Origin of the sequence: Paraburkholderia sp. BL25I1N1, from assembly GCF_003002025.1 — a bacterium.
Taxonomy (GTDB): Bacteria; Pseudomonadota; Gammaproteobacteria; order Burkholderiales; family Burkholderiaceae; genus Paraburkholderia.
Genome location: NZ_PVZB01000004.1, coordinates 217,481 through 234,429, shown reverse-complemented (window position 1 = coordinate 234,429; position 16,949 = coordinate 217,481). Strand labels below are relative to the sequence as shown.

Here is a 16,949-nt window from a genome sequence, read left to right as displayed (position 1 = left end):
GCCTGAATTGAAAAAGCGCCGCGGACCGGTTGGCCGCGGCGCATACCGTATCTGTCAAGGCAGCGCGAAGCGCGCCACGTTGCCCTTGGCCGCCGCATATTTCGCGGGATCGACCGGCTGGCCGTCGAGCGTCAGCGAGTCGAGGCCGGCCCTGTTGCCGAGCGTGACCTTGAAAGGCGCTTCGCCCGTTACTGCCTTGGTATCGCCTGCGTGCACGAGGCCGGAGAACACTTCCTTGCCATCTTTGCCACGCACGCTGAACCAGCTATCCTGCTTCACGCTCAACGCGACGGTCGACTGACCCGCAGCCGGCGTCACCATGGCCGCCGGCGCGCTCGCGCCCGGTGCGGTTGTCCCAACCGGTGCCTGCGAGCCCGTCTTAGGCGCGGCCATCATTGCCGTAACTGCCGGGGCCGACGAAGGTGCCGTACCGGTGGCGAGCGGCGCGGGCATCGGCGTAGCCGACGCTGCATTCTCCGCTGCCGCCTGCGTATCCGGCGCTGAAGCAGCCTCTTCCGCAGTCGCTTCCGAACCTGCCGATTGGCCCTGCGCCACCGCGCCCGATGCGCCGGTTGCGCCGCCAGTGGCACCGTTCGCGCTCGCTTTCAAGCGCGCCAGCCAGGCCGACGAATCGCCGCCATTGGTGTGCCACATGCCGAGCGCGATCACCGCGACGATCACCGCCGCCACGCCCCACAGCCACGAGCGGCTCTTTTGCCCACTGCCGCCCAGCGAGAGCGATACCTTGCCACGCGGCAAGTCCCTACCCGACGACGCCGGCATCGACAGATCCGGCGCGGGCACTCCCTTTTCGCGGCGCAGTGCCGCCGTGAACGGCGTGGGATCCGCACCGAGCATTTTCGCGTAGCTGCGCACCACGCCCAGCGCGAAGGTCGTATCCGGCAAGTGGCTGATGTCACCCGATTCGAGCGCGCGCAACTTGGTGACGGACACTTTCAAACGCGCCGACACGTCGTCGATCGTCCAGCCTTTCGATTCACGCAATTGAGTCAAGCGCGCGCCAACCGCCGCCAACGAATCCATGCCCGGCTGCACAACAGGCTGCACCGCCGCCCGTGCGACCGGCGCCGGATGGCTTTCGTTCGTGTCTGTGTCCTGCGGCTGCGGGTGCTGCGGCTCACTCATCCCAAATCCTTTCGCGTCGATTCTTTTTCACTCGTGCGAGCCGGACGGGCTAAAGCCTCACGTCCGAATCGCAGACCGTTTATAACAAAATGTGCGGCCTTGTGCGCCGCTTCCGATCGCTTCTGCAAACTTTCTTTTCAATCGACGCCGGCGCGGCAGGTTGTCGCGCGTTCGCGGAGCTTCTCCGAACGCGGGCGCCCTGCCTTCACCGCGCGATTACACGCCGCGAACCTCGATCACCTTGGCTGCCTTCCCGGTGCGCTCAGCGAGGCGAGTGCGGTCTTTCACCGCGCCGGCCAACTGACCGCAGGCAGCGTCGATATCATCGCCGCGTGTCTTGCGCACCGTAGTGACGACGCCCGCGTCCATCAATACTTGTGCAAACCGCTTGATCTGCTCCGGTTTCGAGCGGATGAGGCCCGATTCGGGGAACGGATTGAACGGGATCAGGTTGAATTTGCACGGCACGTCGCGCGTGACCGCGAGCAATTCGCGCGCTTGCGCCTCGCTGTCGTTCACGCCGTCGAGCATGCAATATTCAAACGTAATGAAATCGCGCGGCGCGACCTTCAGATAACGCTGGCAAGCCGCCATCAGTTCGCGCAGCGGGTACTTCTTGTTCAGCGGCACGAGCATGTCGCGCAGCGGATCGCTAGGCGCATGCAAGGAGACCGCGAGCGCGACCGGCAGATCGGCGCCGAGCCGGTCCATCATGGGCACGACGCCCGAGGTGGACAGCGTGACACGGCGGCGCGACAGGCCGTAGGCGTTGTCGTCGAGCATCAGGCGCATGGCCGGCACGACCGCGTCGTAATTGAGCAGCGGCTCGCCCATGCCCATCATCACGACGTTCGTGACGACCCGCTCGCCCTTGCCGTCGCCACCCGTGGCGCGCCCGCCGTCCGCGCCGCGCGACGCGCGCAGTGCGAACTCGGCCATGCGCAACTGGCCGATGATTTCAGCGGTGGTGAGATTGCGGGAGAAACCCTGCTTGCCGGTCGAACAGAAACGGCAGTTGACCGCACACCCGGCCTGCGACGACACACACAGCGTGCCACGCGTTTCTTCGGGAATGTAGACGGTTTCAACCGCGTTGCTGTTGCCGACGTCGATCAGCCACTTGCGTGTGCCGTCGGTCGAAATATTGTCGCTGACGATGCCCGGCATCGAGATCGTGGCGCGCCCCTTGAGCTTTTCGCGCAAGGACTTCGCGAGATCGGTCATGCCGTCGAAGTCGGCAGCGTTGTATTGGTGAATCCAGCGCTGCAATTGCTTGGCGCGAAACGGCTTCTCGCCCAGACTGTCGCAGTAAGCGACAAGCCCTTGGGCGTCGAGGTCGAGAAGGTTGACGGTGGGACTGCTCGTCATATCGAATCCTGCCATTTCAGTGCGAGACTACGTTCATGCAACAAGCTGCATGAACGCAATGCCGTTCGCGCCCATTCCTGCTGCTTTTACCTTACTACTTTGCCGGGCGATTCGTGCGATAAATCCGGTCGGCTGCACGAATCGCGCACGGGAGTTCTGCTTAGCGCGAGTACACGTTCACTTGCGGGAAGAAGAACGCGATTTCAACGGCAGCGGTTTCAGCGGCGTCCGAACCATGCACTGCGTTCGCGTCGATGCTGTCGGCGAAGTCGGCGCGGATCGTGCCCTTTTCCGCCTTCTTCGGGTCCGTTGCACCCATCAGATCACGGTGCTTCAGGATGGCGTTCTCGCCTTCCAGCGCTTGCACGACGACCGGGCCCGAGATCATGAAATCGACCAGGTCCTTGAAGAACGGACGTGCAGCGTGCACAGCGTAGAACTTCTCCGCGTCGGCGCGCGACAGGTGAACCATGCGCGAAGCCACGATCTTCAGACCAGCGTTTTCGAAACGGCTGTAGATCTGGCCGATCACGTTCTTGGCCACTGCGTCCGGCTTGATAATCGACAGGGTGCGTTCGATCGCCATAAAAACTCCAAAAAATTAAGAGGTTACAGATTCAAATGAATCCGCTATTGTAGCATGTTCCCGTGTATGATTGCGATTGAACCCTTACAGAATTGAAAGACTCCAAGCAGGAGTTTCCGAATACTGGTAGCGTTGGTGGTGCGGTATTTTGACGGTATTGAAACTCCCCGCCCGCGCGCCAATCTTAGGGATGAGAGCGCTGCTGGCGGCGGGAAATCCTACCGGCGCCGCACCACTTGCTACAACCCGCTTCACAACCATACGCATCACGCTTCTGAGGTAAGGAGAGACCATGAACGAACATCCGTATAGCTTTGGCCGCAATGGCGCGGTCAGCACGGTCGAAACGCGTAACCGCGTGCTACGGAACACCTACTGGCTGCTCGCGCTGTCCATGATTCCGACAGTGCTGGGCGCGTGGGTGGGCCTCACCACCGGTTTCTCGCTGTTCGCCGCCACGAGTCCCGCCATGAGCATGCTGGCGTTCTTCGCGATCGCCTTCGGCTTCATGTTCGCCATTCAGAAGACCAAAGACAGCGCGGCCGGCGTGTTCGTGCTGCTCGGCTTCACGTTCTTCATGGGCCTGATGCTCTCGCGCATCCTGAGCTTCGTGCTCGGTTTTTCGAACGGCCCGTCGCTGATCATGCTCGCCTTCGGTGGCACTGGTGTGATCTTCGCGTCCATGGCAACCATCGCCACGGTCAGCAAGCGCGACTTCTCGGGTCTCGGCAAGTGGCTGTTCATGGGCGTGATCGTGCTGCTGCTCGCGTCGGTCGCGAACGTGTTCCTGCATCTGCCGGCGCTAATGCTCACGGTGTCGGTCATGGCCATCGTGATCTTCTCGGCCTACATGCTGTTCGACGTGCAGCGCGTCGTGAATGGCGGTGAAACGAATTACATTACCGCCACGCTCGCGATCTACCTGGATCTGTACAACGTGTTCGTGAATCTGCTGGCGCTGCTCGGCATCTTCGGCGGCAATCGCAACTAAGCCTGGTTTGGGGCGCGGCGTTCGAAACGCCACAGCCCTGAAAGACAAAGCCCATAACGAGCAATCGTTATGGGCTTTTTTCATGGCGCCGCGGTGTCTGCCGCGCGCAAATCCAGCGTCAGACGCGCGTCACACGCTCAGCCACGCAAATCCCTCATCTTGGGACGCCACCACCACTTCCGTCGGCGCCGCGCCCAGCACACCGGCCATCGCTGCCTGCGCCAGTTCCGGCAGATTGTTCTGCTGGCTCAAATGCGCGGCAACGAGATGGCGCAATCGCGAACGATCGAGCGAGGCGAGAATTTCAGCCGCCGCGTCGTTGTTCAAATGCCCATGATTCCCGCCGATGCGCGCCTTCAGTGACTGCGGATAGCGGCTGCCCGCCAGCATCCGCACGTCGTGATTGCATTCGAGCACCAGCGCGTCGCAGCCACTCAGCACCGAGCTGATATGCGGCGTGGAGGTGCCGACATCCGTCAGCACGCCGAGCCGGCTCGCGCCGTTCGACAGCACGTATTGCAGCGGCTCGCGCGCGTCATGCGGAACGGTGTAGGGAAGAATGCTGAGGTCGCCGATCGCCACCGCTTCATCGCCCCACAGCACCTGCAGGTCGATATCGGCTTCGTCGGCGCCCACCGCGCGGGCGGTGCCCCAGCTCATGTACAACGGAATCGACCACTTGCGCGCCAGCGTCAGCGCGCTGCCAATGTGGTCGCTATGTTCATGCGTGATCAATATCGCGTCGAGACCCTCGACGCTCGCGCCGAGCCGCGTTAGACGCCGCTCGACTTCCTTGGCCGAAAAACCGCAGTCGAGCAACACGCGTGTGGTGGTTGCCCCGCTTTGCGCTTCCACCAGCAACGCATTGCCTTCACTGCCGCTACCGAGACTCGCGAACCTCACAGTCCGCTTAGTTCAGTTGCGCGTGCAGCAGCGTCACGATGCGCTGCGCGTCGGACGAATTATCGACCTGCCCGTTCGCCGTCAGCACCGCCACCTGCGTCACCGTGTCGCCCTTCGAGCGCACGTTGACGAGGAATTCCTGGCTCGGCTTCTTCGAGGAACTGCCGCTGTAAAACAGCTTGCCGAGCAGCCCCTCCTTCTTCAGTTCCTGCATCGAGTCCGCATAGCGCACGTAGTAGATGCCCTTCGCGCGATCGCGGTTGTCGACGGTAAAGTTGGTGCGGTCGAGCGCGAGGCCCACGCGCAGCCACGCGCGGTCGAACGACTCAGGCAGGTCGAGCGTGGATGCGCCCGCGCTCTGGTCGATCGTGGCCGGCGCAACCGCTGAGCGCGCGTCGGTCAGCAGTTGCTTCGATTGCGCTTCGGTCAGGCCGAACTTCTGCATCAGCTTGGTGAGGAACAGGGCCTCGAGCGCCGGATCGCGCGGGCGCTCTTCCCAACGCGACGACGTCTTGTCCTGCCCCGTCAACACTTCCTCCATGGCGCTGTGCGTAATGGAGATGTCGGTCGTGTCGCCCGGCGCGCGCGACACGAGTGTGCGGAAGCTGTCACGCGTGCCCGACGAATACGCGAAATCGATGACCTTGCCCACCGTGCGGCGGAACCAGTCGTCCGGAATGTTGGCGCGGTTTTCCGCCCAGTCGGTCGTCATGATGCCGGTGGCCGGCGCGTCGGTCTTCAGCGCGAAGCCGTTTTCCTGCCAGAACTCCTGCAACTGCGGCCAGAGCTGATCCGGCGAGCGGCCGTCGACGACCAGCCAGCGGCGATCGCCATCACGTTCGATATGCATGCCGAGCGGATCCTGCGCGTTGGGCTGGCCTTCGGTCGTATTGCCGGCAGCCGTCACCGCGCGCTTCTGCGCGCCGCCCAATGCCAGATTGGCCGGCGGTGCGACATACCGCTCGTCGGTCTTGGTGGTGCTCAAATCGTTTGGAACGGCGAGCGGCGGCGCGCTGCCCGCACCCTTGTAGTTGACGCGGTCGGAAGCAAACCAGTCGTTCAGCGTGTCACAGCCGGCGAGCGTCGTGAGGGCAAGCGCCAGCGCCGCCATGCGGGTTGCGTGGAGGGAAAGTGCGGAACGTTTCATGAGGTCCTTCGTGATGCTGGAACGCGGTGCCTTGGTTCTGTGTGCCGGGAACGTGGGCTGGATCGACGTCGGTTAAGGGAGTGCCGGTGGCAGGCTTTCGTTAGCGCTACTGGGTGCCGCGGACGCTATCCGCCTAGCCCAGCAGGCCCGCTTCGCGCAGCGCGGCGCGCACCACTTCGTGGTATTGCGCGTCGAGCGGCGTGAGCGGCAGGCGGATTCCGCCCTGCACACGACCCAGTTGCTGCAGTGCCCATTTGGCCGGAATCGGATTCGATTCGATGAACAGGTTCTTGTGCAGCGACAGGAGTTTCAGATGAATTTCACGCGCGGTCTTCGCATCCGCGGCCAGGGCGGCCTTGCAGAGCTCGCTCATCGCGCGCGGCGCGACGTTGGCGGTGACCGAAATATTGCCGTGGCCGCCGAGCAGCATCAGCGCGATCGCGGTGGGATCGTCGCCGCTGTAGATGCCGAAGTGCGCCGGCGCGGACTTGATCAGATGCGCGGCGCGATCGATATTGCCGGTCGCCTCCTTCACACCGATGATGCCCGGCACCTGCGCGCAACGCAGAATGGTTTCGTTGCTCATGTCCGCAACGGTGCGGCCCGGCACGTTGTACAGAATGACCGGCAGATCGACGGTTTGGGCGATCTTCGCGAAGTGGCGATAGATGCCTTCCTGCGTCGGCTTGTTGTAGTACGGCACGACCTGAAGCGTGGCGTCGGCGCCGACTTCCTTGGCCTGGCGGGTAAGTTCGATCGCCTCGGTCGTGGAGTTGCCGCCCGAGCCCGCGATCACCGGAATCCGGCCCGCTGTATGCTCGACTGCGGTCTTGACCATCAGCACGTGTTCTTCAACCGACAACGTGGCCGACTCGCCGCTCGTGCCGACCACCACGAGAGCGTTCGTGCCCTCCGCGATGTGCCAGTCGATCAGTTTGCGAAACGCCGGCAGATCGAGGCCGCCGTCTTCGAGCATCGGGGTGATGATGGCAGGAATGCTGCCGCGAATCTGAACGCCGGTGTTGCTGCCTTGGTTGCCGCTGTGGTTGCCGTTAGTCATGAAACGCCATGAATTTGATCAGGTAAACCGCGATTGTAGCGGATTAGCCAGCCAACTCGTAACAAGGCGGGGGTGCCGCCTGCGCGGGGTCGACTGAGCGCTCCGCCTCCAGAATTGCGCAGATCCGCTGGACGTAGGCCGGGCGCGGCTGCGCGAGAAAACCGTCCTGAAAAGCGACGACCCGGAGCCGGCCGCGCACACGGTCGAGGAGCTCGCCCGGCGCCAGCAGAAACGCCGGATTAGAGGGTTTGCCGACGCTTTCGTTTCCTTGCGCGAAGGTCTCGTAAACCAGTACGCCGCCGGGCGCGAGCGCGTCCAGAAGCTGCGGAAAGAGCGGCCGGTGCAGGTAATTCGTCACCACGACGGCGGCGAATTTCGCGTCAGCCGGCAGAGGCCACGCGGCGCCTTCGAGATCGGCCTGGAGCGGAGTGACGAGCGGCTCGCCGCGCAGCGCGTCGAGCGCCGCCGCGTCGCGGTCGATGGCGGTTACCGGATGCCCAAGCGACGTAAAGAAACGCGCATGCCGCCCCGCTCCGGACGCGACGTCGAGCACAGCGCCGCCCTTCGCGACCAGATGCGCCCAATCGCGCACCCACGGCGACGGCTCGCCCAATCCATGCACGGCGGCAGCAGCGGAAATACTCATGAGATCAGCGCCGCTCGTCAGTTGTACGAGAGCCCCATGGCTTCGCGTACGTCGCGCATCGTTTCCGTGGCGAACCGGCGGGCCTTGTCGCAACCGTCGGCAACGATCGCGCGCAACAGCGACGGATCGTCCATGTACTTCTGCGCGCGCTCGAGCATGGGCTGCTGCTCGCGCAGGATGCCTTCGATCACCGGTTGCTTGCACTCGAGGCAGCCAATGCCGGCCGTGCGGCAACCCTTCTGCACCCATTCGTGGGTGGCTTCGTCCGTGTAGACCTGATGAAGCTGCCACACCGGGCATTTGTCGGGGTCGCCCGGATCGGTGCGGCGCACGCGAGCCGGATCGGTCGGCATGGTGCGGACTTTCTTCGTGATGGTCTCCGCATCTTCACGCAGGCCGATCGTGTTGCCGTACGACTTCGACATTTTCTGGCCATCGAGACCCGGCATGCGCGACGCTTCCGTCAACATCGCTTGCGGCTCGACCAGAATGATCTTGCGCGAACCTTCGAGGTAGCCGAACAGGCGCTCGCGGTCGTTCATCGACAGGCTCTGCGACTCCTGCAACATGGCGCGCGCCTGTTCGAGCGCTTCGTCGTCGCCTTCCTGCTGGTAGGCGTTGCGCAGCTCGTGGTAGAGCTTGGCGCGCTTGCCCCCGAGCTTTTTCGCGGCGTCGTTGGCCTTCTCTTCGAAGCCCGGTTCGCGGCCGTACAGATAGTTGAAACGGCGCGCGATTTCGCGCGTCATTTCAACGTGCGGCACCTGGTCTTCGCCAACCGGCACGAGCGAGCCGCGATACAGCAGAATGTCCGCCGCCATCAGCACCGGATAGCCGAGGAAGCCGTAAGTGGACAGATCCTTGTCCTTCAGCTTCTCCTGCTGCTCCTTGTAGGTCGGCACGCGTTCGAGCCAGCCGAGCGGCGTGCTCATGCCGAGCAGCAGCGCCAGTTCGGCATGCTCGGGCACCTTGCTCTGAATGAACAGCGTGGCCTGCGCCGGATCGATGCCGGAGGCCAGCCAGTCGATCAGCACGTCCCAGACATTCTTTTCGATCACTTCGGGCGTTTCGTAGTGCGTGGTCAGCGCATGCCAGTCGACCACACAAAAAAAGCACGGGTACTCGGACTGCAGCCGCACCCAGTTTTTCAGCACGCCGTGATAGTGGCCGAGGTGCAACGACCCGGTGGGCCGCATGCCGGAGAAGATACGGTCTGGGAACATGGTTATCTAGAAAAGCGAAACAAGGGGAGTCAGAATGGCGGTGATCGCGCTGTAGCCGATCGTGACCAGCGGGTTCAGCCAGTATCGCGTGAGCGTGCCCGTCATGACCAGCGCCATTACGATGAAAAACCCGTACGGTTCGAGGCGCGACAGCGTGATGGACTGCCGCGGCGGCAGCAGCGCCATTAGCACACGGCCGCCGTCGAGCGGCGGCAGCGGAAACAGGTTGAGCACGCCGAGCACGAGATTCACGCCGACGCCCGCGCCCGCCATGCGCGTGAAGAACGGCTCGTCCACGTTCATGACCGCGAGCGCGACGCCGAACAGCCCCCAGATCACCGCCTGCACGAAATTGCAGGCCGGGCCCGCGGCCGCGACCCACAGGCTGCCCCAACGCGGATTGCGCAGGTTGCCGAAGGCGACCGGCACCGGTTTGGCGTAGCCGAACATGAACGCGCCGCTCGTGGCGAAGTACAGCAGCAAGGGAATCGCGATCGTGCCGAGCGGATCGATATGCCGCATCGGATTGACGGAGACGCGGCCGAGCACATAAGCGGTATTGTCGCCGAGCCAGCGCGCGACGTAACCATGGGCGGCTTCGTGCAGCGTGATGGCGAAAATCACCGGCAGCGCGTACACCGCAATGGTCTGTATCAGGGAAGAATCCATAACTCGTTATTGTAACAACGCGATTGCGTGCGTCTGTCCGCTTTCACTCATGCCGTTTCTTCGAGGCCGAACGGCGCCAGCGAGCCACGCCCCGGCCGCACCAGCACCGGTTCCGCGCCGGTCAGATCGATCACCGTGGACGGCTCGCACGCGCACGGACCGCCGTCGATCACCAGATCCAATTGCTTCTCGAGGCGCTCGCGGATTTCTTCGGGGTCATTCAACGGCTGGGTTTCGCCCGGCATGATCAGCGTCGAGCCGAGCAGCGGCTGGCCGAGTTCTTCGAGAATCGCCAGCGTGATCGCGTGATCCGGCACGCGCAGCCCGATGGTCTTGCGCGACGGATGCGACAGGCGCCGCGGCACTTCCTTGGTGGCTTGCAGGACGAACACGTACGGACCCGGCGTCACCGATTTGATCAGCCGGTATTGGCGGTTGTCCACCATCGCGAAATTGGCGAGTTCCGACAGGTCGCGCACCAGCAGCGACAGCAACTGCTTCTCGTCGAGTCCGCGAATGCGCCGCAGACGCTCGACCGCGTCCTTGTCGTCCAGATGGCAGGCGAGCGCGTAGCTCGAATCCGTCGGCAACGCGACCACGCCGCCATCGTTGATGATCTGCACGGCCTGCTTGACGAGGCGCGGCTGCGGGTTATCAGGATGAAGCCGGAAGTATTGGGACATGGCGGCTAACGTTGGCTCACGGATGGAAGGCGGACGGTCGGCAAAGCGGGCTGCCGCTGAGCGTCGGCCGAAAATATGCGCCTTGCCCGGCCGCTTTTCGTCGACGACGTGCCGCGACGGCACGGCGCGCTCACAGCCAGCGTTCCCAGACGGGCTTCAGATCGGCGGGCAGCGGCGGCAGCGTGCCGAGATCGACGCGGCCTTCGCCCGGGGCGTGGAAGTCGGATCCGCGCGACGCCTCGAAACCGAAACGGCGCGCGACATCGGCGTATTCACGGTACTGATCCGGCGTGTGGCTGCCCGTCACCACCTCGATCGCCTTGCCGCCGAGATCGATGAACTCGGCAAAAAATGCGTCGAATTCGACCGGCGAATAAGCGTAGCGACCCGGATGCGCAATGATCGCTTCGCCGCCGGCGGCCTGAATCCAGCCCACCGCGTCGGCCAGCTTGGCCCAGCGGTGCGCCACGTAGCCCGGTTTGCCGTCGCCGAGAAAGCGGCTGAACACGTCCTGCGTGGAACTGGCGTAGCCGCTTTCCACCATGAAGCGCGCGAAATGGGTGCGCGAAATCATGTCCGGATTCGACACGTATTTGAGCGCGCCCTGATAGGCGTCAGGAATGCCGAGCGTGGCGAGTTGCTCGCCGATCGCCTCCGCCCGCGCGGCGCGGCCGTTGCGCGTACGCGCGAGGCCGTCGATCAGGATCGAACTGGTCGGATCGATACCCAGCCCGACGATGTGCACCGTGCGCGACGCCCACGTGACCGAAATCTCGACGCCGCTCACATAGTCCATGCCGAGCGCCTCGGCGGTGCTTCGCGCTTCGTGCTGGCCGCCCAGCTCATCGTGATCGGTCAGCGCCCACAACGTCACGCCGCCCGCATGCGCGCGGCGCGCGACGTCGGCCGGCGCGAACTGGCCGTCGGAAACGGTGGAGTGACAGTGGAGGTCGGCGTTCATCGTCGTCTTGAAAAGGTTCTGCGCTCATTTTACTGCAACGCAGTAAGCGGACGCAGAGCTATCTCACAACGGACGCCCCGAAGCAGCTGCCCCGGAACCCGAGGACTTCTCGAAAGCGCTACGCGCAGAATCCCTCGATCAGCGCGGCCACCTGTTCCGGCTGGTCGTGATGCACCATGTGCCCCGCTCCATCGATGATTTTCTCGCGCCAGTCGGGGAACGCCTGAAAACGCGCCTTGAATTCGTCGAGTGGAATCTCGCCGGCAATCTGCGCGAGGGTCGGCGAATTGGCGGCTTCCACGTGCAGCACCTTCGCGCTTACCTTACGCCAGGTCGCCATCACTTCGTCGAGACGGTACAGCGCCGGGCCGCGCAGCTTGTGCGCGGGATCTGCGAGCAGCATGAAGCGCCCTTCGCCGTCCGGCTTCGACCAATGCTGCGCGAGAAATTGCGCGCGCTGCGGATCGAGGCGCGGATTGGTCTTGATCAGGCGCGCGGCGACGTCGTCGAGCGACGCGTAGCGCTTCAGTTGCGGCGGATCGCGCAACTCGTCGAGCCAGTTGCGCAGGCGCCTGGGCGCTTGCGCCGAGTGCGACGGCGCAAGACCGAAGCCTTCCAGATCGACCACCCGCCGCACCCGCTCCGCCCGCACGCCCGCATACACGCAGGCGATGTTCGCCCCCATGCTGTGGCCGACCAGATTCACTTCGCCGGTCGGCGCGTAGTGGTCGAGCAACGCGTCGAGATCGGCCAGATAGTCCTGAATCCAGTAGTTGCCGCCGCCGTGCTCCGCCACCGGCCAGTCCGACAGGCCAAAACCGCGCATATCCGGCGCCAGCACCTGCCAGTCTCCGCCGAGCGCATCGACGACGAACTGGAACGATGCGGCCACGTCCATCCAGCCGTGCAGCATGAAGAGCATCGGCGCATCCGGATTGCCCCAACGCCGCACATGCAGGCGGATGCCGCGCACGGCGACGAATTCAGACTGGGAAGTGTTCATGAACGGCACGTCCAAAAAACGAATGGTCGTTCGATTATAACGAGATAGCCCGCCTATGCGCGGGCCGGATGGTGAAGTAAATCTCAATCGCCGGACAAGAGCGGCGCCAGGACGCGGTCCGCATCGCATCCGCGGGGACCTTGCCGCGAGCCGCGAAGCGAGCACCTCGTGGCCGGCCAAGCGGCTCAACCACACAACCGTTTACAATACCCGATTCGACCATCCAACGCGCCCGATGCGCCGGCGAGGCCGGACAGCCCGGTGAGACAACCGTTCCGGGCAGTTCAGCGCCCGGTCCAGCGCACGCAGCGACCGATCAAGAGGAGACACCGTGACCATTTACAAGCTTGGCGAAGCCGCCCCAACCATCCATGAAAGCGTCTTTGTCGCGGATTCGGCGAGCATCATCGGCAACGTGACGCTCGGAGAGAACGCCAGCGTCTGGTTCGGCGCGACGATTCGCGGCGACAACGAGCCGATCACCATCGGCGCCGCCAGCAACGTGCAGGAAAACGCCGTGCTGCACACCGACCCCGGTTTTCCGCTCACGATCGAGCCGAACGTGACAGTCGGCCATCAGGTCATGCTGCACGGCTGCACGATCAAGGAAGGTTCGCTGATCGGAATTCAGGCCGTGGTCTTGAATGGAGCGGTAATCGGCCGCAACTGTCTGGTCGGAGCGGGCGCCATCGTCACCGAGGGCAAGGTGTTTCCCGACAATTCGCTGATTCTCGGCGCGCCCGCCAAGGTGGTGCGCGAACTGACCGAGGCGGATATCGCCAACATGCAGCGCGGCGCGGCAGTTTATGCCGAGCGCCGCGAATACTACAAGGCGCAGCTCGTGCGCATCGGCTAACCAGCCGGAGCGCGCGGCGCGGCATCATGCTGCGTCATTTGACCGAGGAAAAGTTGTGAGCGACCAGTTGCAAAAATTCATGTTCAGCGCGGCGCCAGTGCGCGGCGAGATCGTTTCCCTGCGCAATACATGGCAGGAAGTGCTGACGCGCCGCGACTATCCGGCGCCGGTGCGGACGGTTCTGGGCGAAATGATGGCGGCGTGCGCGCTGCTGTCGGCGAATCTCAAGTTCGACGGCACGCTCATCATGCAGATTTTCGGCGACGGCCCGGTCAAGATGCTGGTGGTGCAATGCGGCTCCGATCTGTCGATGCGCGCCACCGCCAAGCTGTCCGGCGAGGCGGCCAACGTGATCGGCGAGACCGCCAGCATGGTCGACCTGCTCAACGCAAGCGGCCACGGCCGCTGCGTGATCACGCTCGACCCGGCCAGCAAGCAGCCCGGTCAGCAGCCGTATCAAAGTATCGTGCCGCTGTCGGGCGTGGACGGCCCGCTCAACTCCATGGCCGAAGTGCTCGAGCATTACATGCATCACTCGGAGCAGCTCGACACGCGCCTGTGGCTCGCGGCGAACACCGAGCGCGCGGTCGGCATGCTGCTGCAAAAGCTGCCGGGCGACGGCGGCATCGTGCCCCATCCGGGCGATCTGGACGCGGACACGTGGGAGCGCGTCTGCACGCTGGGCGGCACGATGTCGCAAGACGAGCTGCTGAAGGAAGAACCGGAAACGATCTTCCGGCGCCTCTTCTGGCAGGAAAACGTCCAGCATTTCGAACCGGCCACGGCGCGCTTCGAGTGCACGTGTTCGCGCGAAAAAGTCGGCGGCATGCTGAAGATGCTGGGCCGCGAGGAAGTCGACGGCGTGCTCGAAGAGCGCGGCCATGTCGAGATTCATTGCGAGTTCTGCAACCAGCGTTACGAGTTCGATCCGGTCGACGTGGCGCAACTTTTCGTCGCCGAGGCGCTCTCACAAGGTGTGACGCCTGCGGCTGAACAGCGGCACTAGACGGCTCGCCGGCGCGCGGATTGCATACGCGCCGAACGGCGGTTCATCACGCCTGTATCACGCCTGTATCACGGCAGTAAAAATACCGCGCCGCCCGCTGCCTTTTCAGGGCCCGGGCGGCGCAGTATCTTTGATCATTGCGTTGAATCATTGGCGGTGCGCGCGGCGCATGATTTGCTTAGGCATCCGACCGATGGAGATCGAACATGAACCACCCTACTTCGTTGATCCCGCTGCTGTGCCGTGCGCGCACGGTGGCTGTGCTGGCTGTCGTCGTCGGCAGTGGCGCGCTGGCGGGCTGCATGATGGACCCGCCGGGGCCGTCGCCGATTTATAGCCGGCTACCCGTCGACCAGTCGGGCATGGCCGCCACCGCCCAACCGCTGACCCCTGAAGAACGCCAGCGCTATGACGCGATCGACCGCCAGGTGATGGCCGAGCAGAATCAGGCGATTGCGGCCGACAACGCAGCGCAAGCCTGGTCGCGTTACTACACGCCGCCTGTCAGCGTGTACGGCAGCTACTACGGCGGTGGTTGGGGACACGGCTGGGGTACGGGTATCGGCGTCGGTTACGGGCCGTATTGGGGCTGGTGAGCGCCCACAGGCTCTGATGCGCACTGCGGAAATCGCGGCTCGGCGCGCGGCGGCCAGGGTCAAAGAAAAAGGCACGGTTCTCACCGTGCCTTTATTGCATCCGTCGTACTGAACCGTTGCCGTGCTACGGCGACGCTCAGTGCGCAGGCTTCTTGTCTTTCGCCGCAGCCGCCTTGCCGCCATGCTTGCGATCCGGCTTCGCGCGCGACTCCGGATTCGGCACGACATGCAGCGGCGCCGCCGACATCTCGCCCCGTGTGGAGGTCGTGACCGAAGGCGTGTTCCCCGACGGCAACGGCGCGTTCGGCGAGACGAACTGCACGAACACCTCGCCGTCCTTCACCATGCCCATCTCATAACGCGCCCGCTCTTCGACGGCGGACGTGCCGTTCTGCAAGTCCTGCACTTCGCCCTGAATGCGTTCGTTGCGCAGTTTCGAATCGGCATTCTTTTGCACCTGCTGCGCCAGTTGCTGCTGCAACTCGTGCACGCGCAACCAACCGCCGTGCCCCCACCAGAGCGGGTACTGGATCAGCGCCAGTAGAACGATCAGGACAGCAGTGACAAGCCGCATGAAGTAAGCACAATAAATACACGCCGCCCTGCGCTATACGCAGGGCGGCGGGTTCAATCAGAAACGAAGGATAACCGGCTCATCGGTCAGCGCCAGCACACCAGCCATTAGCGCAGATTGTAGAACGCCGACTTGCCAGGGTAGCTGGCGATATCACCGAGGTCTTCTTCGATGCGCAGCAACTGGTTGTACTTCGAGATGCGGTCCGAACGCGACAGCGAACCCGTCTTGATTTGACCGGCATTCAGGCCGACCGCGATATCCGCGATCGTCGAATCCTCGGTTTCGCCCGAACGGTGCGAGATCACTGCGGTGTAACCGGCGCGCTTGGCCATTTCGATCGCCGCGAAGGTTTCCGTGAGCGTACCGATCTGGTTGATCTTGATCAGGATCGAGTTGGCGATGCCCTTCTCGATGCCTTCCTTCAGGATGCGCGTGTTGGTGACGAACAGGTCGTCGCCGACCAGTTGCACCTTCTTGCCGAGCTTGTCGGTCAGCGTTTTCCAGCCAGCCCAGTCGCTTTCGTGCATGCCGTCTTCGATCGACACGATCGGGAACTTGTCGGCCAGGTTCGCGAGGTAGTCCGCGAATTCCGTGGACGACAGTTGCAGGCCTTCGCCGGCCAGTTGGTACTTGCCGTCGTGGTAGAACTCGCTCGCTGCGCAGTCGAGAGCCAGCAGCACGTCTTCACCGGCGCGGTAGCCGGCTTTCTCGATGGCTTGCAGAATGGTCGACAGGCATTCGTCGTTGCTGCCGAAGTTCGGCGCGAAGCCGCCTTCGTCGCCCACTGCCGTGCTCATGCCGCGATCCGACAGGATCTTCTTCAGCGCGTGGAACACTTCGGCGCCGCAGCGCAGCGCTTCGCGGAAGGTCGGTTGGCTGACCGGCACGATCATGAATTCCTGGATGTCCAGGCTGTTGTTGGCGTGCGCGCCGCCGTTGACGATGTTCATCATCGGCACCGGCAGTTGCATTGCGCCCGAGCCGCCGAAGTAGCGGTACAGCGGCAGGCCGGCTTCTTCAGCGGCGGCCTTCGCGACGGCCATCGAGACAGCCAGCATCGCGTTCGCGCCGAGGCGCGACTTGTTGTCCGTACCGTCGAGTTCCAGCAGGGTCTTGTCAAGGAAAGCCTGCTCGGAAGCGTCGAGGCCCATGATCGCTTCGGAGATTTCGGTGTTGATGTGCTCGACAGCCTTCAGCACGCCCTTGCCGCCGTAACGGCCGGTTTCGCCGTCGCGCAGTTCGATTGCTTCACGCGAACCCGTCGACGCGCCAGACGGCACCGCGGCGCGGCCCATCGTGCCCGACTCGAGCAGCACGTCGCATTCGACGGTGGGGTTGCCTCGCGAATCGAGAATCTCTCGACCGATGATATCTACGATAGCACTCATGGTTTCCTCAAGAAATGACGTTGAATTCTTTACTGTGACACTGTATCTGGCGCCTGACGATCCGGAGTCAGCGCTTCATCGCTCACTTCGGTCCCGTGCAGAGCACCGGTCTCCCCGGCAAACTACCCGCGCGCAGATACGTT

The 16,949-nt window shown here is 63.7% G+C and carries 18 protein-coding genes; 4 read left to right on the top strand and 14 right to left on the bottom strand.

Annotated features, from left to right (window positions below; genetic code table 11):
- Window positions 1-54 precede the first annotated feature (54 nt).
- From B0G73_RS07815 to ndk, 3 genes are all read right to left on the bottom strand, one after another.
- The gene (locus B0G73_RS07815; protein WP_106279490.1) at window positions 55-1,146 is read right to left on the bottom strand and encodes a RodZ domain-containing protein; all 1,092 of its coding nucleotides are present in this window, start codon (window positions 1,144-1,146) and stop codon (window positions 55-57) included.
- 216 nt (window positions 1,147-1,362) lie between these two features.
- Complete coding sequence (gene rlmN, locus B0G73_RS07810) at window positions 1,363-2,514, bottom strand: 23S rRNA (adenine(2503)-C(2))-methyltransferase RlmN (protein WP_106279784.1); 1,152 nt, start codon at window positions 2,512-2,514, stop codon at window positions 1,363-1,365.
- Between the two features lie 160 nt (window positions 2,515-2,674).
- A complete protein-coding gene (gene ndk, locus B0G73_RS07805) occupies window positions 2,675-3,100 on the bottom strand; it encodes a nucleoside-diphosphate kinase (RefSeq protein WP_012433533.1) in 426 nt (141 codons plus the stop codon).
- Between the two features lie 292 nt (window positions 3,101-3,392).
- Between ndk and B0G73_RS07800 the strand changes: the two genes are divergently transcribed.
- A complete protein-coding gene (locus tag B0G73_RS07800; RefSeq protein WP_106279488.1) occupies window positions 3,393-4,091 on the top strand; it encodes a Bax inhibitor-1/YccA family protein in 699 nt (232 codons plus the stop codon).
- A gap of 129 nt (window positions 4,092-4,220) precedes the next feature.
- Here B0G73_RS07800 and B0G73_RS07795 read toward each other — a convergent pair whose 3' ends face one another.
- From B0G73_RS07795 to B0G73_RS07755, 9 genes are all read right to left on the bottom strand, one after another.
- Window positions 4,221-4,994, bottom strand: coding sequence for an MBL fold metallo-hydrolase (locus B0G73_RS07795; protein ID WP_106279486.1), 774 nt, complete (start codon window positions 4,992-4,994; stop codon window positions 4,221-4,223).
- Between the two features lie 7 nt (window positions 4,995-5,001).
- Window positions 5,002-6,141, bottom strand: coding sequence for an outer membrane protein assembly factor BamC (bamC, locus tag B0G73_RS07790; protein WP_106279484.1), 1,140 nt, complete (start codon window positions 6,139-6,141; stop codon window positions 5,002-5,004).
- Window positions 6,142-6,274: 133 nt separating this feature from the next.
- On the bottom strand, window positions 6,275-7,201 hold the full coding sequence (dapA, locus tag B0G73_RS07785; protein WP_106279482.1) for a 4-hydroxy-tetrahydrodipicolinate synthase: 927 nt from the start codon (window positions 7,199-7,201) through the stop codon (window positions 6,275-6,277).
- Between the two features lie 43 nt (window positions 7,202-7,244).
- Entirely contained in the window at window positions 7,245-7,847 is a 603-nt protein-coding gene (locus B0G73_RS07780; RefSeq protein ID WP_106279481.1) for a bifunctional 2-polyprenyl-6-hydroxyphenol methylase/3-demethylubiquinol 3-O-methyltransferase UbiG, read from the bottom strand.
- Window positions 7,848-7,864: 17 nt separating this feature from the next.
- On the bottom strand, window positions 7,865-9,067 hold the full coding sequence (locus B0G73_RS07775; RefSeq protein ID WP_106279479.1) for a tryptophan--tRNA ligase: 1,203 nt from the start codon (window positions 9,065-9,067) through the stop codon (window positions 7,865-7,867).
- Between the two features lie 6 nt (window positions 9,068-9,073).
- Window positions 9,074-9,736 carry a site-2 protease family protein gene (locus tag B0G73_RS07770; protein WP_106279477.1) on the bottom strand — a complete coding sequence of 221 codons (663 nt, stop codon included), beginning with the start codon at window positions 9,734-9,736 and terminating at the stop codon, window positions 9,074-9,076.
- A gap of 47 nt (window positions 9,737-9,783) precedes the next feature.
- A complete protein-coding gene (locus B0G73_RS07765) occupies window positions 9,784-10,419 on the bottom strand; it encodes an L-threonylcarbamoyladenylate synthase (RefSeq protein ID WP_106279782.1) in 636 nt (211 codons plus the stop codon).
- A gap of 130 nt (window positions 10,420-10,549) precedes the next feature.
- Window positions 10,550-11,380, bottom strand: a complete 831-nt coding sequence (locus B0G73_RS07760; RefSeq protein ID WP_106279475.1) for a 3',5'-nucleoside bisphosphate phosphatase — start codon at window positions 11,378-11,380, stop codon at window positions 10,550-10,552.
- A 118-nt stretch (window positions 11,381-11,498) separates the two neighbouring features.
- On the bottom strand, window positions 11,499-12,383 hold the full coding sequence (locus tag B0G73_RS07755) for an alpha/beta fold hydrolase (protein WP_106279780.1): 885 nt from the start codon (window positions 12,381-12,383) through the stop codon (window positions 11,499-11,501).
- Between the two features lie 331 nt (window positions 12,384-12,714).
- On the opposite strand from B0G73_RS07755, the gene B0G73_RS07750 reads away from it, so the two are divergent.
- The 3 genes from B0G73_RS07750 to B0G73_RS07740 all read left to right on the top strand — a co-directional run bounded on the left by B0G73_RS07750 (window position 12,715) and on the right by B0G73_RS07740 (window position 14,841).
- Window positions 12,715-13,239 (top strand): gamma carbonic anhydrase family protein, encoded by a 525-nt coding sequence (locus B0G73_RS07750; RefSeq protein WP_106279473.1) that lies wholly within the window; start codon window positions 12,715-12,717, stop codon window positions 13,237-13,239.
- 55 nt (window positions 13,240-13,294) lie between these two features.
- Complete coding sequence (gene hslO, locus B0G73_RS07745; protein WP_012433546.1) at window positions 13,295-14,245, top strand: Hsp33 family molecular chaperone HslO; 951 nt, start codon at window positions 13,295-13,297, stop codon at window positions 14,243-14,245.
- A 206-nt stretch (window positions 14,246-14,451) separates the two neighbouring features.
- Window positions 14,452-14,841: a hypothetical protein gene (locus B0G73_RS07740; protein ID WP_106279471.1), complete on the top strand. Its 390-nt coding sequence runs from the start codon at window positions 14,452-14,454 to the stop codon at window positions 14,839-14,841.
- Window positions 14,842-14,977: 136 nt separating this feature from the next.
- Here the strand turns inward: B0G73_RS07740 and ftsB are convergent, their stop codons facing one another.
- A complete protein-coding gene (ftsB, locus tag B0G73_RS07735; RefSeq protein ID WP_106279469.1) occupies window positions 14,978-15,415 on the bottom strand; it encodes a cell division protein FtsB in 438 nt (145 codons plus the stop codon).
- Between the two features lie 107 nt (window positions 15,416-15,522).
- A complete protein-coding gene (gene eno / locus B0G73_RS07730; protein WP_012433549.1) occupies window positions 15,523-16,806 on the bottom strand; it encodes a phosphopyruvate hydratase in 1,284 nt (427 codons plus the stop codon).
- Window positions 16,807-16,949: the final 143 nt, after the last annotated feature.